At 53.4% G+C, this 25,086-nt stretch carries 23 protein-coding genes and 1 pseudogene; 15 read left to right on the forward strand and 9 right to left on the reverse strand.

Annotated features, from left to right (window positions below; all coding sequences use genetic code 11):
• Positions 1–423 precede the first annotated feature (423 nt).
• Positions 424–2,235 carry a phosphogluconate dehydratase gene (gene edd / locus EHN07_RS16505; protein WP_124025137.1) on the forward strand — a complete coding sequence of 604 codons (1,812 nt, stop codon included), beginning with the start codon at positions 424–426 and terminating at the stop codon, positions 2,233–2,235.
• A 62-nt stretch (positions 2,236–2,297) separates the two neighbouring features.
• The gene (locus EHN07_RS16510) at positions 2,298–2,936 is read left to right on the forward strand and encodes a bifunctional 4-hydroxy-2-oxoglutarate aldolase/2-dehydro-3-deoxy-phosphogluconate aldolase (protein ID WP_124025138.1); all 639 of its coding nucleotides are present in this window, start codon (positions 2,298–2,300) and stop codon (positions 2,934–2,936) included.
• A 221-nt stretch (positions 2,937–3,157) separates the two neighbouring features.
• Here EHN07_RS16510 and purT read toward each other — a convergent pair whose 3' ends face one another.
• Positions 3,158–4,336, reverse strand: coding sequence for a formate-dependent phosphoribosylglycinamide formyltransferase (gene purT, locus EHN07_RS16515; RefSeq protein WP_124025139.1), 1,179 nt, complete (start codon positions 4,334–4,336; stop codon positions 3,158–3,160).
• A gap of 138 nt (positions 4,337–4,474) precedes the next feature.
• Here purT and EHN07_RS16520 point away from each other — a divergent pair, with 138 nt between their 5' ends.
• The 4 genes from EHN07_RS16520 (at position 4,475) to ptrB (ending at position 8,191) form a co-directional block, all read left to right on the forward strand.
• Positions 4,475–4,804, forward strand: coding sequence for a YebG family protein (locus EHN07_RS16520; RefSeq protein WP_124025140.1), 330 nt, complete (start codon positions 4,475–4,477; stop codon positions 4,802–4,804).
• Between the two features lie 73 nt (positions 4,805–4,877).
• Positions 4,878–5,222 (forward strand): protein YebF, encoded by a 345-nt coding sequence (gene yebF, locus EHN07_RS16525; RefSeq protein WP_124025141.1) that lies wholly within the window; start codon positions 4,878–4,880, stop codon positions 5,220–5,222.
• A 118-nt stretch (positions 5,223–5,340) separates the two neighbouring features.
• A complete protein-coding gene (locus EHN07_RS16530; RefSeq protein WP_124025142.1) occupies positions 5,341–6,039 on the forward strand; it encodes a tellurite resistance TerB family protein in 699 nt (232 codons plus the stop codon).
• Between the two features lie 94 nt (positions 6,040–6,133).
• Positions 6,134–8,191, forward strand: a complete 2,058-nt coding sequence (gene ptrB / locus EHN07_RS16535; protein ID WP_124025143.1) for an oligopeptidase B — start codon at positions 6,134–6,136, stop codon at positions 8,189–8,191.
• Positions 8,192–8,198: 7 nt separating this feature from the next.
• Here ptrB and exoX read toward each other — a convergent pair whose 3' ends face one another.
• The 3 genes from exoX to EHN07_RS16550 all read right to left on the reverse strand — a co-directional run bounded on the left by exoX (position 8,199) and on the right by EHN07_RS16550 (position 9,994).
• On the reverse strand, positions 8,199–8,861 hold the full coding sequence (gene exoX / locus EHN07_RS16540) for an exodeoxyribonuclease X (protein WP_124025144.1): 663 nt from the start codon (positions 8,859–8,861) through the stop codon (positions 8,199–8,201).
• A gap of 27 nt (positions 8,862–8,888) precedes the next feature.
• Complete coding sequence (locus EHN07_RS16545) at positions 8,889–9,632, reverse strand: carbon-nitrogen hydrolase family protein (protein WP_124025145.1); 744 nt, start codon at positions 9,630–9,632, stop codon at positions 8,889–8,891.
• Between the two features lie 131 nt (positions 9,633–9,763).
• Positions 9,764–9,994 (reverse strand): DNA polymerase III subunit theta, encoded by a 231-nt coding sequence (locus tag EHN07_RS16550; protein WP_124025146.1) that lies wholly within the window; start codon positions 9,992–9,994, stop codon positions 9,764–9,766.
• 148 nt (positions 9,995–10,142) lie between these two features.
• On the opposite strand from EHN07_RS16550, the gene yobA reads away from it, so the two are divergent.
• From yobA to EHN07_RS16575, 5 genes are all read left to right on the forward strand, one after another.
• Complete coding sequence (yobA, locus tag EHN07_RS16555; RefSeq protein ID WP_124025147.1) at positions 10,143–10,517, forward strand: CopC domain-containing protein YobA; 375 nt, start codon at positions 10,143–10,145, stop codon at positions 10,515–10,517.
• Positions 10,518–10,522: 5 nt separating this feature from the next.
• Positions 10,523–11,395, forward strand: a complete 873-nt coding sequence (gene copD, locus EHN07_RS16560) for a copper homeostasis membrane protein CopD (protein ID WP_124025148.1) — start codon at positions 10,523–10,525, stop codon at positions 11,393–11,395.
• 26 nt (positions 11,396–11,421) lie between these two features.
• Positions 11,422–11,763, forward strand: a complete 342-nt coding sequence (locus tag EHN07_RS16565; protein WP_124025149.1) for a YebY family protein — start codon at positions 11,422–11,424, stop codon at positions 11,761–11,763.
• 589 nt (positions 11,764–12,352) lie between these two features.
• Positions 12,353–13,843 carry a SulP family inorganic anion transporter gene (locus EHN07_RS16570; RefSeq protein WP_124025150.1) on the forward strand — a complete coding sequence of 497 codons (1,491 nt, stop codon included), beginning with the start codon at positions 12,353–12,355 and terminating at the stop codon, positions 13,841–13,843.
• A gap of 489 nt (positions 13,844–14,332) precedes the next feature.
• Positions 14,333–14,977, forward strand: coding sequence for a metallophosphoesterase (locus EHN07_RS16575; RefSeq protein ID WP_124025151.1), 645 nt, complete (start codon positions 14,333–14,335; stop codon positions 14,975–14,977).
• A 2-nt stretch (positions 14,978–14,979) separates the two neighbouring features.
• On the opposite strand, the gene EHN07_RS16580 is transcribed toward EHN07_RS16575, so the two are convergent.
• From EHN07_RS16580 to yebS, 5 genes are all read right to left on the reverse strand, one after another.
• Positions 14,980–15,171, reverse strand: a complete 192-nt coding sequence (locus tag EHN07_RS16580; protein WP_124025152.1) for a YdfD/YebW family protein — start codon at positions 15,169–15,171, stop codon at positions 14,980–14,982.
• A 106-nt stretch (positions 15,172–15,277) separates the two neighbouring features.
• A complete protein-coding gene (locus EHN07_RS16585; protein ID WP_124025153.1) occupies positions 15,278–15,517 on the reverse strand; it encodes a YebV family protein in 240 nt (79 codons plus the stop codon).
• Positions 15,518–15,624: 107 nt separating this feature from the next.
• The gene (rsmF, locus tag EHN07_RS16590; RefSeq protein ID WP_167467325.1) at positions 15,625–17,067 is read right to left on the reverse strand and encodes a 16S rRNA (cytosine(1407)-C(5))-methyltransferase RsmF; all 1,443 of its coding nucleotides are present in this window, start codon (positions 17,065–17,067) and stop codon (positions 15,625–15,627) included.
• 72 nt (positions 17,068–17,139) lie between these two features.
• Positions 17,140–19,773 carry a PqiB family protein gene (locus EHN07_RS16595; RefSeq protein WP_124025154.1) on the reverse strand — a complete coding sequence of 878 codons (2,634 nt, stop codon included), beginning with the start codon at positions 19,771–19,773 and terminating at the stop codon, positions 17,140–17,142.
• Positions 19,742–20,986 carry a membrane integrity lipid transport subunit YebS gene (gene yebS, locus EHN07_RS16600; RefSeq protein WP_124025155.1) on the reverse strand — a complete coding sequence of 415 codons (1,245 nt, stop codon included), beginning with the start codon at positions 20,984–20,986 and terminating at the stop codon, positions 19,742–19,744. Before yebS ends, EHN07_RS16595 begins: the two co-directional genes overlap by 32 nt.
• A gap of 171 nt (positions 20,987–21,157) precedes the next feature.
• Here yebS and EHN07_RS16605 point away from each other — a divergent pair, with 171 nt between their 5' ends.
• From EHN07_RS16605 to EHN07_RS16620, 4 genes and pseudogenes are all read left to right on the forward strand, one after another.
• The gene (locus EHN07_RS16605; RefSeq protein ID WP_124025156.1) at positions 21,158–21,646 is read left to right on the forward strand and encodes a GAF domain-containing protein; all 489 of its coding nucleotides are present in this window, start codon (positions 21,158–21,160) and stop codon (positions 21,644–21,646) included.
• Positions 21,647–21,750: 104 nt separating this feature from the next.
• Complete coding sequence (gene proQ / locus EHN07_RS16610; protein WP_124025157.1) at positions 21,751–22,431, forward strand: RNA chaperone ProQ; 681 nt, start codon at positions 21,751–21,753, stop codon at positions 22,429–22,431.
• Positions 22,432–22,451: 20 nt separating this feature from the next.
• Positions 22,452–24,500, forward strand: a complete 2,049-nt coding sequence (gene prc / locus EHN07_RS16615; RefSeq protein WP_124025158.1) for a carboxy terminal-processing peptidase — start codon at positions 22,452–22,454, stop codon at positions 24,498–24,500.
• Positions 24,501–24,692: 192 nt separating this feature from the next.
• Positions 24,693–25,086 (forward strand): annotated as a pseudogene (locus EHN07_RS16620) (M48 family metalloprotease); the annotation flags it as partial.

Raw genomic sequence — 25,086 nt, forward strand, 5'->3', positions numbered from 1 at the left:
GGCTGTGCGCCCTCACCCGACAAATCGGCTGAAAGCTGATTTGAACGCTGCTTGCAGCGGTCCCAAGGGGTGAGGCCCATAAGTGGGCCGAGTAATCACTTACTTATGTAAGCTCATCGGGACTCGGACGTTTGCCGCCTGCCTGCAACTCGAATGATTCAGGAGATAAATTTGGTGTAAGTTTGTAAAAACCGCGTAATAGGAGTCACTAATTTTACCGGTAACATGGTCTGGCACGCGTACTGTGGAAATTTTTTAATTTAAAAGCCCTGACTGGATTCACCAGCAGGGCTTTTTTATTTACACTAGCTGAAGCGATTTTGCCACCGATGATACGGATTGCCGCCTCACAAGAAGAGAGAGGAGCCGGCCACCTTCATCCCCTGCCCAAAAGCGACGGCAGCCATATTATGAGGACCTGTTATGAATCCTGATTTGTTACGCGTAACAAAGCGCATTATTGAACGTTCCTGCCAGACCCGTGAAGCTTATCTGGCGCGCATAGAAGAAGCGAAGTCGAATACCGTTCACCGCTCGGAGTTAGCCTGCGGTAACCTGGCTCACGGTTTTGCGGCATGCCAGCCGGAAGATAAAGCGGCGTTGAAAAGTATGCTGCGTAACAATATTGCGATCGTTACCTCTTACAACGATATGCTCTCTGCTCACCAGCCCTATGAGGATTATCCGCAGCAAATTCGCAAAGCGTTACATTCCGTTGGCGCAGTAGGACAGGTGGCGGGCGGCGTACCGGCAATGTGCGACGGCGTAACCCAGGGGCAGGATGGTATGGAGCTGTCGCTGCTGAGCCGCGAAATTATTGCGATGTCTGCGGCGATTGGCCTGTCGCACAATATGTTTGATGGTGCACTCTACCTTGGCGTATGTGACAAAATCGTCCCGGGCCTGACGATGGCGGCGCTCTCATTTGGCCACCTGCCGGCGGTATTTGTGCCATCAGGCCCGATGGCCAGCGGTTTACCGAATAAAGAAAAGGTCCGCATTCGCCAGCTTTATGCCGAAGGCAAAGTCGATCGCCACGCGCTGCTGGAGTCTGAAGCTGCCTCTTACCATGCCCCAGGAACCTGTACTTTCTACGGCACTGCCAATACCAATCAGATGGTGGTGGAGTTCATGGGCATGCAGCTGCCCGGCTCTTCTTTTGTTCACCCGGACGCACCACTGCGCCACGAATTGACCGCAGCGGCAGCGCGCCAGGTGACGCGTCTGACCGGCAACGGTAACGAGTGGATGCCGATCGGTAAAATGATGGATGAAAAAGTGGTGGTAAACGGTATCGTGGCATTGCTGGCGACCGGTGGCTCTACCAACCACACCATGCACCTGGTGGCGATGGCGCGCGCGGCGGGTATTATCATCAACTGGGATGATTTCTCCGATCTTTCTGATGTGGTGCCGTTGCTGGCGAAGCTGTATCCAAACGGCCCGGCTGACATTAACCACTTCCAGGCGGCGGGCGGCGTACCTGTGCTGATGCGCGAATTGCTTAAAGGCGGTTTGTTGCACGAAGACGTGAACACTGTCGCGGGCTTCGGCCTGCATCATTACACCATGGAGCCGTGGCTGGATAACGGTCAGCTGGCATGGCGTGAGGGGGCCGCGGCGGCGTTCGACACCGCGGTTATTGCCACCTTCGAAAAACCTTTCTCAAAACACGGCGGCACGAAAGTGCTGAGCGGAAACCTGGGACGTGCGGTGATGAAAACCTCAGCGGTGCCGGTGGAAAACCAGGTGATCGAAGCGCCAGCAGTTATTTTTGAAAGCCAGCATGACGTGTTACCTGCCTTCGAAGCAGGTCAACTTGACCGCGATTGCGTCATTGTTGTGCGCCATCAAGGGCCAAAAGCGAACGGCATGCCAGAATTACATAAACTTATGCCGCCACTTGGGGTATTATTGGACCGCTGTTTCAAAATAGCGTTAGTCACCGATGGACGGCTATCGGGCGCATCAGGTAAGGTGCCCTCGGCAATCCATGTTACCCCGGAAGCTTATGACGGTGGGCTGCTGGCAAAGGTCCGCGACGGCGATATGATTCGCGTCAACGGTCAGACGGGTGAACTGGCGTTGCTGGTCGATGAAACGGAACTGGAAAAGCGCACGGCCTACCGTCCGGATCTCAGCGCAGATCGTGTGGGAACCGGCCGTGAACTATTTAGCGCGTTACGCGAACAGTTATCTGGCGCGGAACAGGGCGCGACCTGTATTAAATTTTAAGGACCAGGAGTAGCTGCTGCTGCGCTGGAAACGAATAATAAAGTTGGTTGAAGAGGCCTTAGATGAAAAACTGGAAAACTACTGCGGAACAGATCCTGAAAACAGGACCGGTTGTCCCGGTTATCGTAATTAACAAGCTGGAACACGCAGTACCAATGGCTAAAGCGCTGGTTGCTGGCGGCGTGCGCGTTCTGGAAGTGACTCTGCGTACCCCATGCGCAATGGACGCGATTCGTGCTATCGCTAAAGAAGTACCGGAAGCGATTATTGGTGCGGGTACCGTTCTGAACCCAGAGCAACTGGCAGAAGTGACCGAAGCTGGCGCGCAGTTCGCCATCAGCCCAGGCCTGACTGAGCCACTGTTGAAAGCAGCAACCGAAGGTTCCATTCCATTGATCCCTGGTATCAGCACCGTTTCTGAACTGATGCTGGGTCTGGACTACGGCCTGAAAGAGTTCAAATTCTTCCCGGCTGAAGCAAATGGCGGCACCAAAGCGCTGCAGGCGATTGCAGGTCCATTCTCTCAGGTTCGTTTCTGCCCAACTGGCGGTATCACCCCGGCTAACTACCGTGATTACCTGGCGCTGAAAAGCGTTCTGTGTATCGGTGGTTCATGGTTGGTTCCGGCTGACGCGCTGGAAGCGGGTGATTACGACCGTATTACTAAGCTTGCTCGTGAAGCGGTTGAAGGCGCTAAATAAGACTTCATTCTTCGAGCCGCATCTGTGTTGGCTTCCTCGCTCACCCCAGTCACTTACTAATGTAAGCTCCTGGGGATTAATGAGAGACTCCTGTCTCTCACCGGAGGCCAGCCTTTGGCTGGACAAATTCGTTCCCGACGAATTTGTCACTGCGTCGCCGCCTTGATGCAACTCGAATTATTCGTCTTATAAGATCCTCGCTCGAAAGAGCGGGGATTTTTTTAACCCTTTACGTTTACTGCTTTGGTTGCGGCAATGGCGCGTGCAATCGCATCTTCTACGCTTGAGCCGGTCGCTAATGCGACACCCATCCGCCGTTTGCCGTTAATCTCTGGTTTACCAAACAGACGTACTTGCAAACCTGCGCCTACCGCAGCACCCACATTGCTGAACTGCACGTTGTCGCTGCTCAATTCTGGAAGGATTACCGCAGAAGCAGCAAGGCCATACTGGCGAATATCGCCAATTGGCAAGCCAAGGAAAGCACGGACGTGCAACGCAAACTCTGAAACATCCTGAGAAATCAGCGTTACCATGCCGGTGTCGTGCGGGCGAGGGGAGACTTCACTGAAAATCACTTCATCGCCGCACACGAACAGCTCAACGCCAAACAGACCGTAACCACCCAAAGCTTTCACCACTTTTTCAGCGATTTCTTGCGCGCGGCCCAGAGCAATATCGCTCATTTTCTGTGGTTGCCAGGATTCACGGTAATCGCCATCTTCCTGACGGTGCCCGATTGGGGCGCAGAAATGTACGCCGTCGACAGCACTAATAGTCAGCAGGGTGATTTCGAAATCAAAATTCACTACGCCTTCGACAATCACGCGCCCTTTACCTGCGCGCCCACCCTCTTGTGCGTATTCCCAGGCTTGTTTAAGTTGTTCGGCATGACGAATAAAGGTTTGCCCTTTGCCTGAAGAGCTCATTACCGGTTTAACGATGCATGGCAGGCCAATTTCCTCAACCGCCTGCAGGAAGGCTTCTTCACTCTCGGCGAAGCGATAGCTGGAAGTGGGCAGCCCCAGCACTTCCGCGGCCAGGCGACGAATCCCTTCACGGTTCATGGTCAGCTGCGTTGCCCGCGCGCATGGCACCACGCACTGGCCCTGTTGCTCAAGCTCAACCAGCATATCGGTAGCGATAGCTTCAATTTCGGGAACAATAAAATCGGGCATCTCGACGGTAACCAGCTTCCTGAGTTCGGAGCCATTGAGCATATCGATGACGTGGCTGCGGTGGGCGACATGCATCGCGGGCGCATCGGCGTAGCGGTCTACGGCGATCACTTCCAGACCCAGGCGCTGGCACTCAATCGCCACCTCTTTTCCTAATTCACCCGACCCTAACAACATAACGCGTGTAGCGGAAGGACGAAGTGCTGTTCCCAATATTGACATAATCTGTATACCCGAACGGAGAAAATGGACCGGCAAATTATAAACGAAAACGTTTGCGTACGCAGCGGTTTTCCCGCTTGCGATGCAGGGGTAATATTATTATACTGTTCAAATAACCAGTTAAATCGGAGCTGCAAGATGGCGGTTGAAATCAAATACGTTGTTGTTCGAGAGGGGCAGGAAAAAATGTCATTTGCCAGTAAAAAGGATGCGGACGCCTATGACAAAATGCTCGACCTGGCCGAAGTGCTGAGCGAGTGGCTGACGCACAGTCCGGTTGCGCTTGAAGAGGGGCAAAACGACGTGCTGGCAATGTGGATGGCAGAAAATAAAGATCTGCTCTCTACGGTGCTCAGAAGCGGCAAACTGCCCGAACTGGAAACCGCCGGGGAAAAAGCTGAGCCGCAAGAGGCTGATGCAGAAGATCACGTTGCGGAGCATCCGCGCAAACGCACCAAAGCGGCGTAAGATCTAAGCAGGACTTGCGCAATAACGATTTTGTACCAGACTTTTTCTGATACTCAGCTGTCAGGACAATTTGATGAAAAAAATCGGTATTGCGCTTTGCGCCGTCTGCCTCGTCACTAGTTTCATCTCTACCGCGGCAGAGTCGAATAAAGTTACCATTGCGAAATGCGAGGGCGTGGATGCAGAAACCATCGCCAACAGCATTAAAAACGACTATCAGCAAAAACGAATCGTCCGCTGGCCGGGCCACCGGGAAAAGTTAGGGCAGGCCGACCCGATTATTTGGATCAACAGTAAAGAAATCACCGGCAATAACGATCGCTGGAAAGTCCCTATGACCGTACGCGGCAAAAATACCGATATCCAGTATAACGTGGTAGTCGATTGCAAAGCGGGAACGGCTGATTATCAATCCTGATTTCCAGCGTCGGGCTTTATTGCGCGGGCTTCTTTTCCCATCTTTAGCCTTATCAGACACTTCTTGACACCCCGTCGCTTAACCTCAGAGGTTAAGCTCCTAATAAAGGGTATCTCTTATGAGTCACTGGTTACAGCAGCTCCAGTCGATGCTGGGGCAGGCAACGCAGGCCGTCCAGAACCACACTGGTCAAAATCAATCGCCGAATACTCCGCCGGGAAATGGTGTGCAGGGGCTAAGTAAATTATTGGTGCCCGGCGCGCTGGGCGGCCTGGCAGGCTTACTGCTGGCGAGTAAGTCGTCACGTAAGCTGCTGACAAAATATGGCACCAGCGCATTATTGGTTGGCGGCGGTGCGGTGGCAGGAAGCGTGTTGTGGAACAAATATAAAGACCGCGTTCGTGAAGCCCACCAGGGTGAACCCCAGTTCGGGCAGCAATCCTCTCCTGTTGATGTGCGCGCGCAGCGCCTGGTGATGGCGCTGGTTTTCGCGGCGAAAAGCGATGGTCACATCGATGAAAAAGAGCGCCAGATTATCGACCAGCAGCTGCGTGATGCCGGAATTGAAGGGCCAGGGCGTAACCTGATTGAGCAAGCCATCGATCGGCCGCTCGATCCACAGAGTCTGGCACAAGGCGTTAATAACGAAGAAGAAGCGCTGGAGCTTTATTTTCTCAGCTGTGCGGCAATCGATATCGACCATTTTATGGAGCGCAGCTACCTCAACGCGCTGGGCGATGCGCTAAAAATCCCGCAGGATGTGCGCGCAGGTATCGAGCAAGATATTCAGCAGCAGAAACTCAGCCTGCCGGGTTAATCCCGGCAGTTTCCGCAAAATCCCACGTTACGCTTGCAAGGCTGTCTGAATTTGCCACCCTTACAGGGTGTTAACTCAAAAAAAGAAAGATGACATGCCGCCAAAAGCAAAAAAAATTCCTCACGCCATGACTATGCATGGCGATACCCGCATCGATAACTATTACTGGCTGCGCGACGATGAGCGCGCGGATGCGCAGGTGCTTGATTATCTTCATCAGGAGAATGATTACGGTCATCAGGTGATGAGTACGCAGCAGGCATTGCAGGAACGCCTGCTCAAAGAGATGATCGGGCGAGTTGCGCAGCATGATGTCTCCGCGCCCTATACGCAAAATGGCTATCGCTATCGCCAGGTGTTCGAAAGCGGAAACGAGTACGCTATTTACCAGCGTCAGCCGGTGGTGCTGGCTGAATGGGAGGAGTGGAGCACGCTGGTTGATGGCAACCTCCGTGCGGCTCACAGTGAGTTTTACACCATGGGTGGAATGAGCATTACGCCCGACAATACGGTGATGGCGCTGGCGGAAGATTTTCTCTCCCGTCGCCAGTATGGTCTGCGCTTGCGTAATCTGGAAAGCGGAAACTGGTATCCGGAAGTGCTGGAAAATGTCGCCAGCAGCTTTGTCTGGGCGAACGATTCCGCCACGCTGTATTACGTACGTAAGCATCCCAAAACGTTATTGCCGTATCAGGTCTGGCGGCACACTGTGGGTCATCCTGCTTCCGAAGATCGGCTGGTCTACGAAGAAAAAGATGAGATGTTTTACGTCAGCGTGCATAAAACCACCTCGAAGCATTTCATATTAATTTATCTGGCAAGCGCTACCACCAGCGAGGTGCTGTTACTGGATGCTGAGCTGGTGGATGCGCAGCCAATCAGCTTCGCGCCGCGGCGTAAAGACCATGAATATACCCTCGACCACTTCCAGCATCATTTCTACCTGCGTTCCAACCGCGAAGGCAAAAACTTTGGCCTGTATCGTACTAAAGTGCGCGATGAGAAGCAGTGGGAAGCGCTGATCCCACCGCGTGAAAACGTCATGCTGGAAGGTTTCACGCTGTTCAGCGACTGGCTGGTGGTTGAAGAGCGTCAGCAGGGGTTGACCAGCCTGCGGCAAATCAATCGTAAAACCCACGAGGTGACGGGGATTGCCTTTGACGATCCCGCTTATGTGACCTGGCTTGGCTACAATCCGGAGCCGGAATCCTCACGGCTGCGCTACGGCTACTCCTCGATGACCACACCCGATACGCTGTTTGAGCTGGATATGGCAACCGGCGAGCGGCGCGTGATTAAACAAACTGAGGTCGCAGGCTTTGAGGCCAGCCACTATAAAAGCGAACATCTCTGGGTTACGGTGCGCGATGGAGTGCAGGTGCCGGTTTCGCTGGTTTATCACCGTGAATATTTTCGGCGCGGGAAAAATCCCCTGCTGGTGTACGGCTACGGCTCGTACGGCAGCTGCATGGACGCGGACTTCAGCAGCAGCCGCCTGAGCCTGCTGGATCGCGGTTTTGTCTATGCTATCGCCCATGTGCGCGGCGGCGGTGAGCTGGGGCAGCAATGGTACGAAGAGGGTAAGTACCTGAAGAAAATGAACACCTTCAACGACTATATTGATGTATGCGATGCGCTAATCAGGCTGGGTTATGGCGATAAGAATTTGTTGTATTCCATGGGCGGTAGCGCGGGCGGGCTGTTAGTCGGTGCCGCGATTAATATGCGTCCGGAATTATTCCACGGAGCCGTCGCACAGGTGCCGTTTGTGGATGTGCTGACCACTATGCTCGATGAGTCCATTCCGTTAACGACGGGGGAGTTTGAAGAGTGGGGAAATCCGCAGGAGGTGGAGTATTACCATTACCTCAAACAGTACAGCCCCTATGATCAAGTCACCGCGCAGGCCTATCCACATATGTTAGTGACCACCGGTTTGCATGATTCGCAGGTGCAATACTGGGAGCCGGCAAAATGGGTGGCGAAACTGCGCGAGATTGCTACCGACGATAACCTGCTGCTGCTGTGTACCGATATGGATTCCGGGCACGGCGGGAAGTCGGGGCGCTTTAAATCTTATGAGGGCGTGGCGCTGGAGTTTGCATTCCTGATTGCCCTGGCGCAGGGAACCTTACCAGGGCAGGCGGGGTAACGCGCGGTTAGCTTTGCAGATAATGCTTGAGCGTCATTCTGAGATCTGGCGCTAATTCTTTGATGTTATTTAACATCCAGCGTAAATAGCCAGGGTCGTCCTGTGCAATTTCGGCAATCGGTTTACCGCGATACTTGCCAAAAGCCATGGTGGCGACCAGCGCCGGGCGCCCGGTAATGGTCACCATCTGGTCTGGTGTCCAGCCTGATTCTTCCATAATCCGCAGCAGCAATGCGGCGGTGATATAGCAATCGAACAGCGCGCGGTGGTGATGCAGATTGGCGGGCGTCTCCACTTCCAGCTTCAGGGATTTGTACAACCCCATATTGCTGTACTTGATACCCGGCCATAGGCGACGCGCCAGTTTTACCGTACAAATCCATTCGCTATCGGGCAGCTCAGGGAGCATGCGTTGGTCAAAGCTGGCGTTATGGGCAGCGTAATAAGGGCTGCCGTAATAACGTGGAATGATATCTTCAATCCAGGGCTTATCCGCCACCATCTCTTCGGTAATCTTGTGGATGGCCATCGCCTGGTGGCTAATCGGGCGATCCGGACGTACCAGATCGCTCATTGGATTCACAATCTTACCGTTGACGATATCGACGGAGGCGACTTCCACCACGCCACCCTGCAAACCACAGGTTTCCGTATCAATAATGCGCAGCATACTTACTCCATCCGACCTTAGCGGGTTTTAATCATGCGCTAAGCGTAATGGAATGATTTCGCCGTGCCAACCTTTTGCATCACGTCTGCCTACGGCGAGTAATTCACCATGATCGGCACGCACCACTAATTCACCGCGATCGTCCCAGCAGGCGCTGCGCCCGGCGGAGCGGTATTGGCCGCTGGAAAATGCATGATTTGCCAACAGCACCGGCAGGTTGTACTTATGCGCCCAGCGTTGCAGGTACATTTCGTCTTGCTGGTAGCTGATTTCATTAATGAATTTCCCGGTGGCATACAAACTGGCCCCCATTTCAGCAGCGCTGCGCGGCCAGACTTCTTCATCGCTGCCGGTGCTAAACCCCATCGCTACGCTACGGTTGTGCAAACCGACCAGCGGCGTGTGCTGTTCCGGAAGATCCATATCGCAATGTTGTGGCTTACAGCAGGCGACCCGGGAACCATCCGGTAAAAAACCGACGGAGCCCGGCGAAACGCCTTTTTCACTGTGCAGGGGTAAACCCACAACGATGGTCATTTGATGCTCTACGGCGGCATCCTGAAGCGGGGTGAGGCGTTCATCGGTGAAGGGCAGGGCGCAAGCATGAGGGTTTTCAGTGTTGAAGCCGGTGAGGGATAACTCCGGGAAAATCAGCAGGTCTATGCGTTCTGCAACCGCACAGCGAATAAAATCCAAATGATGGGAGATATTCGCTTCGAGATCGCCGGGCGTGGCACCATACTGTGCCGCAGCAATATTCCAGATAGCCATAGGTTCTTCCTTAATCAAGCTACCCAACGGCCGTCATCCTGGGGCCAAAACGGGTAGTTCCTGTGTTTAATGCTATAAACCGGGAAAAATCTTAACACCAATTTTGTCAGGAAGTTTAGTGCGGCTAATTTTTATTTTACTTTAGGTTCGTAAGGCAGACGTGACAGGTTAACCGACGCCAGGCGGTGCGCCATCAACCGTTCTCTGAACCATTCACGCAGGTGTGCTGGCTGTTCACGTTCTACGACCTCGGCGATGACCGGCATATTGTAGCGCTCTTTAAATGCTACGCCTGCCGCCGCCAGATCGATATTGATCTTATCCATTTCGTGCTGGGGAAGTTCAGCAAGGTTGTGATTCATATAGGCCTCCTGTTTTAAGCAGCCAGGGTACTTGTTGATGCCGTGGCTGACAAGTTTTTACATTTATTGATAGCTGTTCTCATCTCGACTTAGCCCGGGCGCAGGGTTATGCTTTTGCCGTCTCGAATAAGAAAAAGGAATAGTTGATATGGCTTTCACCCGCACTCGTCTCTTTACCCTCGCTACTCTGTTTGCCGCCGTTACCGCTTCCGGTTCTGCTTTTGCTCATGCACATCTGGAACACCAGTATCCTGCAGCCGATGCGGCAGTAGCGGCTGCACCGCAGGCGATAACCCTTAATTTCTCCGAAGGGGTGGAGGCTAATTTTAGCGGACTCACGTTGACCGGGCCACAGCAAATTGCGGTGAAAACCGGCCCGGCTAAACGCAATGAAAAAGATGAGAAACAGCTTATCGTTCCAGTTGAAGAGGCCTTGAAGCCCGGTGATTACCAGGTTGACTGGCATGTCGTCTCGGTTGATGGGCACAAGACCAAAGGGAAGTACCGCTTCTCGGTGAAATAACACGGATGCTACCTGGGTTCTATATTGCGCTGCGATTCATCCATTTTTCCGCGCTAATGGTGCTGCTTGGCAGCGCCATCTCATGTTCACTGCTCGCTCCGCAGGCCGTTAAACCGGCGCTTATCCGGCGGCTAAAATGGCTATGGCATTCTGCCGTCTGGCTGGCTGCAACCAGTGCCGTTTTGTTGCTGTGTGCACAGGCGGGGTTGATGGGCAATGGCTGGCAGGATGCTATCAATCCACAGATCTGGCTGGCCGTTCTCGGAACGCGTTTTGGTTCGCTCTGGCTGTGGCAGATAGTCTTCGGCGCCGTGACGGTTGCGGTGCTGCTGCTCAAGCCCCGAACCCAACAGCCTGTGCTGCTGATCCTTGCTGCCGCGCAGCTTATTCTACTGGCTGGCGTCGGGCATGCGACGATGCGGGAAGGCTTCGTGGGGGGCTTGCAACGCCTCAACCATGCTATCCACCTTTTGAGCGCTGGCTGGTGGGTAGGGGGTCTGTTGCCGCTGCTGGTATGTATGCGCATGGCGCGTAAACCACGCTGGCGTGCTGCGGCTATCACCGCCATGATGCGTTTCTCGCGCTATGGGCATCTGGCGGTAGCCGCCGTGTTACTCAGCGGGTTAATCAACAGCCTGATGATTTTTGGCTGGTCGCTGCCAGCGGAAAGTAATTATCTGCGTCTGCTGCTGGTGAAAGTTGTGCTGGTTGCCGTGATGGTTATCGTTGCTCTGTATAACCGCTATTTTTTGGTGCCGCGATTCAACAGTGGGTCTACGGCAATAAAACAGTTTATCCAGCTAACCTGGCTGGAGGTCATTTTGTCGGTGGCGGTGCTGCTTGCGGTTAGCATTTTCGCAACCTGGGAACCGTACTGAAGACGTTATCCGCTCAAGAGATATTCATGAAAAAAAGTATTTTGACGTTATTACTGTTGGCCTGCACGGGTAGCGCCCTCGCAGCGCCACAAATTATCACCGTAAGCCGTTTTGAAATGGGTAAAGATAACTGGGCATTTAATCGTGAAGAGGTGATGCTGAGCTGTCGCCCGGGGAAGGCGCTGTTTGTCATTAACCCTGCTACGTTGATGCAATACCCGTTAAACGACATTGCGCAGCAGCAGGTGAGAAGTGGTAAAACTACCGGGCAACCTATCTCAGTGATTCAGATTGACGATGCTAAAACACCCGGGCAAAAAAAGAGCCTTGCGCCGTTTATTGAACGCGCAGAGAAATTATGTAGCTAAAAAGCTAAGGTGTTCATCTTAAATAAAAAGCCGCAATATCCGCTCTACGGTTATTGCGGCTTTTGTCTGAAGCATCACCGGGAATAGCGTTTTTTTCCGAACGCTTTGGCACCGGACTGGAAAACCTGCGCTGATAATCTATTCTTAGAAGGCAAGGCGATGTCTGCCTGCATTAATGCCAACTTTTAGCGCACGGCTCTCTCCCAGGAGCCATTTCCCTGGACCGAATATAGGAATCGTATTCGGTCTTTTTTTATTTCTGTTTATATACAATAGGTTAGGTTTTTTATTCCGAAATTCCTCCTAAATTCTATATCCGGCGTTTTGCCTTGTTAAATCAATATAAAGTTTTTCTCCCTCACATTCAGGTACTTTTCAGCCATTTTTTGTGGCTTATGTTAGGGGGAGTGAACACCTTTCCAGAAAGTTTACCGGGCAAAGTTTCCGGTCTCGTGAAAGTTACGTTGCAGATCTGGATGAAAGCGATATAGATCACATTAATTAGCATCCTCACTGACCTCTCTGTACAATCGCCTGCGGTATAAATACGGCCACCTCTAATAACAACCTACCTGCAAAGACGAAAACGATGACCACAACTCAAACTGAAATTCATAGCCGGGAAAACTCTCTGACTGCGGTTTTGCGTAGCCCACGTTTGTTCGCCCGTGAAACTCTTGCGGGTGTTGTTACTGCACTGGCGCTGGTTCCGGAGATTATCTCTTTCTCGGTTATCGCGGGCGTTGATCCCAAAGTCAGCCTGGTTGCCTCTATTGTCCTGTGTTTATCCATGTCGATTTTGGGTGGTCGCCCGGCAATGGTGACGGCGGCGGCCGGTTCTGTTGCTCTGGTTATCGGTCCGATGGTGCATTTACACGGGGTGGAGTACATTTTCCCTGCCGTGTTGCTGGCCGGTTTAATCCAGATCCTGTTTGGCGCTACCGGGCTTGCACGCATGATGCGTTATATCCCGCTGTCGGTGATGACCGGGTTTGTGAACGCGCTGGGTATTCTTATCTTCTGCGCCCAGGTGCCCCACATCTGGGGAAATAACCCGCTGGTCTGGGGGCTATTTGCCCTGACCGTGGGGATCGTGCTGTTTCTTCCTCGGGTATTTAAAATGATTCCTTCCCCGCTGGTGGCGATCGTGTTGATTACCGCCGCCTGTATTGGGATGGGGTTCAATGTGCCGACGGTGGGTGAGTCCGGGCCGATGGCCGCGGGTTTGCCGGGGCTGACGGAGCTGCTGGTGCCAATGAATCTGGACACGTTACGCATTATCTGGCCGTGCGCTTTGAGTATTGCCTTCGTTGGGTTAATGGAGTCGCTGCTAACCGCCAAACTGGTTGATGAACTCACCGATACGCCATCAAGCAAACGTCGGGAGTGCTGGGGGTTAGGCGTCTCTAATATCTTCGCCGGTTGCTACGGCGGTATCGCGGGCTGTGCTATGATTGGTCAGACCATGGTGAACGTAGAACTTGGTAAAGGGCGAACTCGTCTTTCAACGCTGGCCGCCGGGTTAGTGCTCTTGCTGCTGGTGACAGGTTTAAGCGACCTGATGGCAAAGATCCCGATGGTGGTGTTAGCGGGGATCATGGTGATTGTGGCGGTGAAAACGCTCAACTGGCATAGCGTGAAACCTGCAACATTGAAAAGAATCCCGCTGCCAGAAACGCTGGTAATGGTGACGACGGTTGTAGTTACCGTCGCCACCGGAAACCTGGCTTTGGGCGTCGTTGGCGGCGTTATCTTTGCGATGATATTGTTTGCGCGCCGTATCGCGCATGTCGTGCGCGCGGAAAGAACGTTGTCTGAAGACGGGCAATCGGTGTGCTATACCGTAACGGGCCCGCTATTTTTTGCCAGCAGCAACGACCTGTTCGAGCATTTTCAGTATGCCGACGACCCGCAGAATGTGGTGATTGATTTATCTCAGGCCCAAATCTGGGATGTCTCAACGGTCGCGGTGCTGGATGCTATCGAAACCCGCTATCAACGTTATGCAAGCCAGGTGCAAATCGTTGGGCTGGATTTACGCAGCAGCGATTTCCATGCACGGTTGAGCGGAAAAATCTGACGTAAACCGGCGGGCTAAAATTACCTGTTCACGTATGAGATAACAAAACTGTGAATCTGTCGTGACTTTTACATTCTCAGGGCTGCTAGAGTTACCTTAGTCCCAAAGTGAAACGGAGGTGCCAGAAAGCTTGAAACTGATCCTCAATAGTAAGCTGGTGGGGTATATGGTGGGCATAATCACTACTGTACTCTTTGGTGTAAACCACATTGAAACGCTTGAAGAAGCGGAAAAATTTGCCAGATAACTCGTGTCACATCTTATAAAGGCTGCGAATCCGCAGCCTTTTTTACTGCTACATCCGCAGCGTTTTTTCTTTGCCGTTCTTGGTTCGCTCTCCTCTGGTTACGCTGGTTGTGTCGCAGGCTATATGCGGCAGATAGCCTCCGGGGCCGGAATGACCAGGGGCGGTTGCTGCGTTCTATCCATCTCGCCGAGCGATCCTCACTGGCTTATAATTGAACAAAAAATAAACCGGGTGGGGGCGGTATGTATCAGCGAATCGAGGGTGAAAACTGGCGGCAGGTGTTTATTGTCGGTGATTTACACGGCTGTCTCTCTGAATTCAGCAGCCAGCTCAGGCGTCAGCATTTTGATTATCACCAGGATCTGGTTATCTCTGTCGGGGATCTTATCGACCGGGGTGCCAACAGCCCCGGTTGCCTGGCGCTGCTTGCCAGCAACTGGTTCAAAGCGGTAAAAGGTAATCACGAAGCGATGGCGTTAGCGGCGCTTGACGAAGGCGAGGGGATGCTCTGGCAGATGAACGGCGGAAGCTGGTATCACGCGTTATCTGAGCCACTTCAGCACAGCGTGCGGCGCGCCTTATTACAGTGCCGTGATTTGCCGCTGGTCATAGAGCTTCGCACCCATCATAAAACGCTGGTTATTGCCCATGCTGACTATCCCGCCGCGCATTACCGCTGGAACCAGCCGGTTGATGAGCATTTACTGCTCTGGAGTCGGGAGCGACTCACTCAGAATCTACAAGGGCAAGGGGCTGTTATCGACGGGGCCGATGAGTTTTACTTCGGCCATACGCCGCTGAAAGAAGCCAGCCATTTTTATAATCAATATTATATTGATACCGGTGCGGTGTTCGGTAACAAACTGACGATGGTACAGGTTCAGTAACCTTATAGCGTGCTGTACTCCTGAGCTGGACGCCAGAAGCCATCAATAAAATCCTCCACCGGAAAGCAGCCGCCGTAGCGTATCCGTTGCTCATCCATAGCAAACAGGCACTGTTGTTCGCTATTGAAGACGTCTACCACAATATCTTCGCAGCCACCGTCCAGGTAACAAACAAATAAAACCAACGCAAACATGATCGCCTTTAAGCCGCACCGTTTGGTTTAATTGTAGGGGATGTCGCGCGAAGAGGGGTAATCAGAGCAGATTAATTAACCCGTCCTGGCGACGGGTCATATTGAGCTATGCAAGGCGCATTACCCAGGCATCAGATTTTTGGTCGTAATGTTGACGGTAGAGGACTGAATGTTCGCCATCAAGAACGGCGGGAATACTGGTTTCGTCATCCCAGGCATCGAGCTGCATGCACAGATCCGGGTCGGATTTACAAGGAATGCTTAACGTTCGCTCCCCCTGCTGCTCGCCATGTAATTCGGCATCATCAATTTCGAAGATGCCTATTCGTACGCTAGTTTTCGTCATCTCGCTCTCCTCAGGTGCGTGTGGTACGACCAGTAAGGTCTGCCATAATAGAGCGTAGACAAAGTTCCAAAAACTGCCAATACGCAGATGACTATTTTTTCACCCCGTCAGCCCCTGGCGGCAAACAGTTTTCCATCGCGTACCAGTTCGCGCGGGTAGCTGTTTTTCAGGCGTGAGCCGACTTTTCTTGCCAGCCCAAGAGGTTGCCCTTGATAAGTGACCACCACCTCGTTAAGTGATGGTGTCACATCAGGATAGATATCACGCCCGTGATACCACTCGTCGGCTTCAAACTCCGTGAGCGCAAATGCCAGCGGCGAATCGCCGGGCACCAAAGCAATCACGGCTTCGTGCTGCCAGCGGTAGCCTTTATTGTACTGCTCCGCGAGACGCAGCCCGATACGTGAAAAACGGACCTGTCCGAAGAGCGAAATAATCTCTTTTGGGAAAAGCCAGATTTCTTTGTCGCGCAGCCAGAGCTGCTGGTCATCTTGCCAGACAATGCCGGATTGTTTTGCCGCCGCGGTCACTTCCGCAGCCTGCTTGCCATACAGGGGGGTGAACGGGAATTTACCCACTTTATAACCGGGGGCCGGCAATGCTTCTACGGAGGCGGTTTTACGCAACCGGGCGACGAAAAAACCTTCACAGTCATAAATTTGAGGGAATACGTGCAGGTAGCCTTCAGCGGTAATCGCTTTAGCGGCCTGCGGGAAGAGATCGTTAAGCGGCGCGATTTCCACCGCGTCAGGCCACTCATCCAGCAGCCACTGGCAAATCTGCTGATTCTCTTCACGATTTAAAGTACAGGTCGAATAAATCAGAATACCGCCGGGGCGCAGCGCATGAAAAGCGCTGGCAATCAGCCCACGCTGTGTATCGGCGATACTGGCGGTGCTTTCTGGCGTCCAGTTGCGCAGGGCGTCAGGGTCTTTACGCACCACGCCTTCGCCTGAGCAGGGGGCATCGAGCAGGATCGCATCGAAACACTCCGGCAGGGCTGCACCAAACACCCGGCCGTCGAAATGCGTTAACGCGACATTGCTAATCCCGCAGCGGCTGATGTTAGCGTGCAGCACTTTCACCCGGCTGGCAGAGTATTCGTTAGCGAGGATTGCGCCGCGGTTGCCCATTCGCGCCGCAATTTGTGTGGTTTTGGAGCCCGGAGCCGCGGCGACATCCATAATGCGTTCTGGTTGATTGCCGTCGGCAAACAGGGCTGCAACGGGCAGCATTGAACTGGCTTCCTGAATATAAAACAGGCCGCTTAAATGCTCGGCGGTGCTGCCTAATGGCAGGCTCTCTTCATCATCTCGCTCAATCCAGAACCCTTCGGCGCACCACGGAACCGGCGTCAGGCGCCAGTCATAGGGGGCTACCAGCGCAAGAAAATCGCTGACCGAAATCTTGAGGGTATTCACACGCAGGCTGCGGCGCAGCGGGCGCTGGCAATACTCGATAAAACTTTCAAGCGTTTGGTCGGCCGGGAGTGCATCGCGAATAACATCAAGAAAGGCTTGCGGGAGAAAGGCGGTATGAGAGTGAGCCACGAAGGAAGTCCAGAAAAAAATGAGGACCGGATTGTAGCACAAACGCCCCGGCGAGATACCGGGGCGCAGAGATTAACGCGGCAGTGCGGTGCCCCACTGACGCCATTCTTTCGGCTCGCTCTCCTCCAACAGGAAGTGTTTACCCGGTTGCGCTTTCGGCGCCAGCGGCGTACCTGGCGGGGTGGCGAAGGCGATACCGCCGCGAATAAACTGGTTAAAGGTGCCGGTTTTCACCACGCCACCGGTCAGCCCGAAGTCTAGGCTGTATCCGGAAGCCAGCCAGAATACCGAGCTGTCGCGCACCAGATGCTGGAAGCGTTTGCTGATACGCAGCCCGACCATCACGCGGTCAGAGAGATTGCCGAGGGTTAACCCCGTGACCGTACCCACTTCGATACCGCGGAACAGCACCGGCGTGCCGATGTTTAATGTGCCTGCTTCCGGAGCCTCAACCACAATGCTCAGACCATCAGAGTAGCGGGAGTCGGTAATCGACGCTTCCTGCAGCTCAAAGTCGCGGCGTGGTGCGCCACGGCCCGGCTCCACGTTGATATACGGCTGGAGAATAGTATCGAGATGATCGACCCCGGCGGCCGAAATCTGCGGTGTGACAACCGAGAAACGCGTGCCGCCGCGAGCAAAAGTCTCAACGAATTCAGGGTAAAGTACCGCTTTAGCCTCTACTTCATTGCGTGACGCCGTCAGGTTCAGCGACTCAAGCTGGCCGATATTAATTCCCAGATAGCGGATTGGCATCCCCGAAGAGAGTTTTCCGGCGTCGAAAGTGTGCAGCGTAATCTGGCTGCCGACCGCGCGAGCGGCAGTCTCAGAGGCATACAACACCCGCTTGTCGCCTTTCTTCAGGCCAACGCTCGCCCCGCTGAGGTTATCGAAGCTGATTGCCCCTTTTAACGCACGGGAAAGCGGGGAGGCTTGCACCGTCAGGCCGCTGCCGTTGAGCTGTACGCGAGCGCCACCTTCCGCCCAGAACACGCTGTTCGAGGTTAGCAGGCTGCGATATTCCGGTTTGATATTCACATCGATATCAAAGCTGTTGGCGCGCGGGCGCACGCTGATGATCTCACCGACCTGGAATTTACGGTACAGCACCACCGAGCCGGTTTGAATATCCGGCAGGCTGGCGGCGGTTAACGTAAGCGTAGTGGTTGGCAGGTCGCTGAGGCTATTTTCCACCGCTTTTTCCAGGTTGGCGTATAGCGGGTAGCTCTCTTTCATCGCCCCTTTGTTGCCCGGGATAATTCTGATCCCGCCGTTAACCCACTCGCTGGCGCTGGCAGCAAGGAATTCGACGCCGTCAATTCCGACTTTGACATCAATACGGCTGTTGACCACGAATTTGCTGTCGCCCTGAATTAAATGGCGGTACTCAGGCTCGATAGCCGCTGAGAAACTCACCCCTTTTGCCGACAGCGTACGTTCCAGCACTTGCCCTACCTGCACACCGTGTAAAATGATGGGCTGCCCGGCATCGATACCATAACTTTCCGCAGCGGTCAGCTTTAGCGTCAGGACATTTGGCTGTTGTAACGGCGTTTTATCGCTGGGGAAGACCACAAAGTGATTTTGCGCATCGCCTTCGCCGGGCACCAATTCGAAGGTGTTGCCGGTTAACAGACTGCTGATATTCGGATTGCTGAGCGAAAGTTTCGGGCTGCGCAGCTCAATTCGGGTTCCGCTGCGCATTAAACTGACTACGCTCGGGTCGACGGTCATTTGCCCGGTCACGGTACTGCCAGCATTGAGATTCAGCTTAGTCAGCGTTCCCACCTCCAGACCTTGATACATCAGGGGGGTGGAGCCTGCTTTTAAGCCCTGGCCGCTCGGCAAATCAAGATCGATAATCACCCCGCGTTGGCTATGGGCGAGGTCTTCATACAGGCCGAATTCATCGTCAGCCTTTGCCTGGGCGGAATCTTCCGGCGAATCAAAAGCGATGGCGCCGTTCACCAGCGCCGCCAGGCTTTCTAGCTGAACCTGGGCTCCGGAAAGGCTGACGTTGGCTTTGACGCCGGAGACATTCCAGAAACGGCTGCCTTTTTTCACCAGTTGGGTAAAGCGGCGCTCGATCAGGACATCAATAGTCACGCCCTGTTTGTTGTCGTTAATGGTGTAGTCATAAACCCGGCCGACCGGAATTTTGCGGTAATAGACCAGCGACCCGCTGTTCAGCGCCCCTAAATCCGGGGCATGCAGATGAATCATTAACTCGCCGTTATTCAGGCGGTATTTCGGTTGGGTATCAAGCGCGGTAAAGTGCTCCTGCGGTTCGCCTTTGCCGGGCATCATGCCGATATAGTTACCGCCGACCAGCGCATCCAGCCCGGAAACCCCGGCAAGAGAGGCTTTCGGCGTCACCAGCCAGAATTGGGTATCCTCCCGCAGCGCATCTTTCATATCGCTTTTGATGCTGACTTTTACTTCTATTTTGCGCAGGTCTTTGCTCAGGCTGATGCTTTGCACCGTCCCTACTTCAACGCCCTGGTAACGAACAGGGGTGCGCCCGGCAACAATGCCGTCGGCTGAGACAAAATCAATCGTCGCCGTGGTGCCGCGCTCCTCCCAGGTGGTCCACATCAGCCAGCTGGCAATCAGCAGTGCGATAACTGGCAGCAGCCAGAAGGGCGAAATACGGCGTTTTGTTTTAATTCGCGCTTCAGTCGGTGAAGCGGGCATTTCCTGACTCATGTGCGTCCCAAAGTAGTCGGCTATCCAGCCATTCGACTGCAAGAATAGTTAAAATCACCGCTGCGCCAAAATAAAACGCCGCCGGTCCCATGGTAAATGCCAGTAATTGGTCGCGATTAACCAGTGACATGGTAAGCGCGATCACAAAGAGATCGAGAATCGACCAGCGGCCAATCCAGGTTATAAAGCGTAGCAGTAAAATACGCGTTCTCAGCCCTCTTTCACATTTGAAATGAATGCTGACCAGCAGGGAAATCATGACGATAACTTTGGTAAACGGCACCAAAATACTGGCAATGAAAACCACGGCGGCAACCGCAATATTGCTGTTAGCGAGGGAAATAATCCCGGAGAGAATAGTGTCCTCCTGGCGGGCTCCGTTGACGTAAAGTATCGAAATCGGCAGCAGATTGGCGGGAAGCAACAAAACTAACGAGCCAATTAACGCCGCCCAGGACTTCTGGAGGCTATGACGGCGGCGCGCGCGCAACGGGATGTGGCAACGCGGGCAGCGTCCGCGCTTATCCGGGATGCCGGTGAAATGGCAGCCGAGGCAAACGCGCAGCTGCGCATTCCATGCGCGTGGAGGGCGCTGTGGGTAAAAGCGCGACCACAGCTGCTCAACGTTGAGGTGAATCAGCGTTAACAGGCTGAGCGCCACCAGCGCGATAAATGCCACCAGGCCGACGCCCGGCTGGATAAACGCAAATTCTCTGACTTTTATGCAGGCCACGCCGATGGCGACCAGATAAATATCCAGCATCACCCACTCTTTGAGCTTCTCCAGCATCAGCAATACCGGGCGCAGATTCATGCCAAACAGATTGCCGAAGTAGAGGTAGACGATGCCTGCGACCAGCGTGGCGGGGGCTCCCACAGAGCAAAACAGCACCATCGCCGCGGTCAGGGGATCGCCCTGGCTGGTCATCTGCCAGATACCCTGGAAAAGAGTGGCGTCGATTCTGGTGCCTAATAAATAGATGCGCACCAAAGGTTCGGAGAAGGCCACCGGCATCAGCAACAGCATCGCCATCGCCATGGCGGCCAGGCGCGTTAATGACCAGTCGCGCCCATGGTAAACTTTGGCATCGCAGCGCGGGCAATAAGCGCCCTGCGAGGATTTAACCAATGGTAACGAGAAAAGGGTATCGCATTGAGGGCAACGCTGATAACGTGCCTGCGGTACAGCATGGCTAATGGCGTGTATTTTCATGTGTTATCGTAAGCAGGGAAAACCGCAGGCGCATGGGGTATCTCAATCTGTTATGAAATAGGCGTTAAGCGTATAGTAATTCATTGAATGATACACCCTGTGGCGTAGGGCACTTAATGCTTATTTTACGATGCTATGCAGTTGAGTAAGACAACATACTATGGTTAATCAATGAACAAAGAACAATTTTACGCGGACCTGAACCGCGATTTCAGCGCGTTAATGGCAGGTGAAACAAGTTTTCTGGCGACGCTGGCAAATACCAGCGCCTTGCTATTTGAACGACTTGAAGGGGTGAACTGGGCTGGCTTCTATCTGTTAGAAGACCATACTCTGGTACTAGGCCCATTCCAGGGGAAAATCGCCTGCGTGCGCATTCCGGTAGGAAAAGGGGTTTGCGGTACAGCGGTATCCACTAATAGCATTCAGCGCGTTGAAGACGTGCATGCTTTTGATGGGCACATCGCCTGTGACGCGGACAGTAACTCGGAAATTGTACTGCCATTGACGGTCAATGGTGAGGTGATTGGGGTTCTGGACATTGATAGCACTGAGTTTGGGCGCTTCACACCTGAAGATCAGCTCGGCTTATCTCAGCTGGTAACGCAGCTTGCGCTGACGCTTGCCGATACGGATTTTAAAAAATTCTTCACTCGATAGCATGATAAACAACGGATAACGTGGCATTTGCCGAGAGCGTCATTATAATGTCGCCTGTTCATGCCTGCGGATTGTTGGCAACTCCGTTGTAATCAGGAAATTTCATGGAAAATCAACCTAAGTTGAATAGTAGCAAAGAAGTCATCGCCTTTTTGGCAGAGCGTTTCCCACAGTGCTTTAGCGCTGAAGGTGAAGCCCGCCCCCTGAAGATTGGTATCTTCCAGGATTTGGTCGCGCGCGTTGAAGGGGAGATGAGCCTCAGTAAAACTCAACTTCGTTCCGCGTTACGTCTTTATACTTCAAGCTGGCGTTACCTGTACGGTATCAAAGTCGGCGCTATCCGTGTCGATCTCGACGGTAACCCTTGCGGTGAACTCGATGAGCAGCACGTTGAGCATGCCCGTAAGCAGCTTGAAGAAGCCAAAGCTCGTGTTCAGGCACAGCGTGCAGAACAGGCAGCGAAAAAACGCGAAGCCGCTATCGCTAACGGTGAGACCGTTGCCGATAAGCCGCGCCGCGATCGTAAGCCTCGTTCTGCTCCGCGTCGCCCGGAAGCGGCAGAACGCAAGCCTCGTGCAGAAAAACCAGCGCCGCAGGCTCCGCGTGAAGAAAAGCGCACGCCGGTTACCGACATTTCTGCTTTGCAGGTGGGTCAGGCCATCAAAGTTAAAGCGGGTAATAACGCGATGGATGCCACCGTACTGGAAATTACCAAAGATGGCGTCCGTGTACAGCTGACTTCTGGTATGGCAATGATCGTACGCGCAGAACACTTGCAGTTCTGAAACGGAGGCCAGACCCGGGCATGAACAAATTCTTTAAGCGCACGGCGGTCGCTAGTCTGTTGTTTCTTGCAGGTAGTGCACTGGCCGTCGAAAATATTACGCAAGCTTCGCAAATCCCGCAGCTAAAGGAAGAGCCGCAGCATGCAACGGTGAGTGAGCGTGTCACTTCACGCTTTACTCGCTCGCACTATCGCCAGTTCGATCTTGATGAAAATTTTTCCGCCAAAATTTTCGATCGCTATCTCAATCTCCTCGACTATAGCCACAACGTGCTGCTTGCCAGCGACGTTGAGCAGTTTATGGCGCGGAAAAAGCTGATTGGCGATGAGCTGCGTACCGGCAAGCTGGATGTTTTTTACGATCTCTACAATCTGGCCCAGAAGCGACGTTTTGAACGTTATCAATACGCGCTGAAGGTGCTGGAAAAGCCGATGGACTTCACCGGCCAGGATACTTTCAATCTGGACCGCAGCAAAGCGCCGTGGTCAGCTAGCGTCGCTGAACTGAATGCACTCTGGGATAGCAAAGTTAAGTATGACGAGCTGAGCCTGAAGCTGACTGGGAAAACCGATCTGGAAATTCGTGAAACGCTGACCCGGCGCTATCAGTTCGCCATTCGCCGCCTGGCGCAGTCCAACAGCGAAGATGTTTTCTCGCTGGCGATGACCGCCTTTGCCCGCGAAATCGATCCCCATACCAACTATTTGTCGCCGCGTAACACGGAGCAGTTCAATACCGAGATGAGTTTATCTCTGGAAGGAATTGGTGCCGTGCTGCAAATGGACGATGACTACACCGTTATCAACTCCATGGTGGCCGGTGGCCCGGCGGCGAAAAGTAAAGCCATTACCGTGGGTGACCGCATTGTGGGAGTGGGTCAAACCGGTAAAGCCATGGTTGATGTGATTGGCTGGCGTCTTGATGATGTGGTTGCCCTGATCAAAGGACCAAAAGGCAGCAAGGTTCGCCTTGAAATCTTACCGGCAGGAAAGGGCACTAAAACGCGTGTTATCACCTTAACCCGTGAGCGTATTCGTCTTGAAGACCGCGCGGTTAAACTGACGGTTAAAACGCTCGGCAAAGACAAAGTGGGCGTGCTGGATATTCCCGGCTTCTACGTTGGCCTGACGGATGACGTCAAAGTCCAGCTGCAGAAGATGGAAAAACAGAACGTGAAGAGCGTGATCATCGATTTACGCTCTAACGGCGGCGGTGCGTTAACCGAAGCCGTTGCGCTTTCCGGCCTGTTTATTCCGGGCGGCCCGGTTGTTCAGGTTCGTGACAACAACGGTAAAGTGCGTGAAGACAGCGACACTGACGGCGTTGTTTACTACAAAGGGCCGCTGGTGGTAATGGTTGACCGTTTCAGTGCTTCGGCATCTGAAATTTTCGCCGCCGCCATGCAGGACTATGGCCGTGCGCTGGTCGTGGGTGAGCCAACCTTCGGTAAAGGTACGGTTCAGCAGTACCGCTCTTTGAACCGTATCTACGATCAGATGCTGCGCCCTGAGTGGCCGGCATTAGGCTCTGTGCAATACACCATTCAGAAGTTCTACCGTATTAACGGTGGCAGTACTCAGCGTAAAGGCGTCACGCCGGATCTGATGATGCCGACGGGTACGGAAGAGACGGAAACGGGCGAGAAGTTTGAAGATAACGCATTGCCGTGGGATAGCATCAATGCGGCAACCTACGTTAAGTCAGACGACCTGAGCGGATTTGGGCCACAGCTGCTTAAACTGCATCAGGGCAGGATTGCAGCCGATCCAGAGTTCCAGTACATCATGAAGGACATTGCTCGCTTCAATGCCCTGAAAGAGAAGCGCAATATGGTCTCCCTGAATCTTGCCGTGCGCGAGAAAGAGAATCAGGAAGATGATGCAACGCGTCTGGCACGTATCAACGACCGCTATAAGCGAGAAGGCAAAGCGGCTCTGAAGAAACTGGAAGACTTGCCGAAGGATTATCAGGAACCCGATCCTTATCTTGATGAAACGGTACATATCGCGCTGGACCTTGCAAAAATGCAGCAAGACAAACCAGCCGAGCAGCCGGCTCCTGTGAAGTAACTCCCCCAACGGGCACACATGTTGTGCCCGTTTTTTTACCTCTGACAAGCCACGTAAACCAAGCTCGCCCGGAATGTAAAGTTATGTATTATTAACCACTTGGCAACAATGAATACTTGAAAATGGCAAGCTTGCCCCTACGATGTGGGGTAACGCAGAATGCGTATTATTAACCGAGGTAAAAAGAAAATTATGATGCGTATCGGGCTTTTCCTGTTGACCAACCTTGCCGTGATGGTCGTTTTCGGGCTGGTGCTAAGCCTGACGGGGATCCAGTCGAGCAGCGTACAGGGTCTGATGATCATGGCGGTGTTGTTTGGCTTTGGTGGTTCAATCATCTCGTTGCTGATGTCCAAATGGATGGCGCTTCGTTCAGTCGGCGGGGAAGTGATTGAGCAGCCGCGTAACGAAACGGAACGCTGGCTGATGGACACGGTTCGCCAGCAGTCACAGCAGGCGGGTATCGCCATGCCGCAGGTGGCGGTATACCATGCGCCGGATATTAACGCGTTCGCCACGGGCGCCGTCGCGATGCATCGCTGGTTGCGGTGAGTACGGGCCTGTTGCAGAACATGAGCCGTGACGA

The sequence above is a fragment of the Buttiauxella warmboldiae genome (genome assembly GCF_003818135.1).
In the GTDB taxonomy this organism is placed as follows: Bacteria; Pseudomonadota; Gammaproteobacteria; order Enterobacterales; family Enterobacteriaceae; genus Buttiauxella; species Buttiauxella warmboldiae.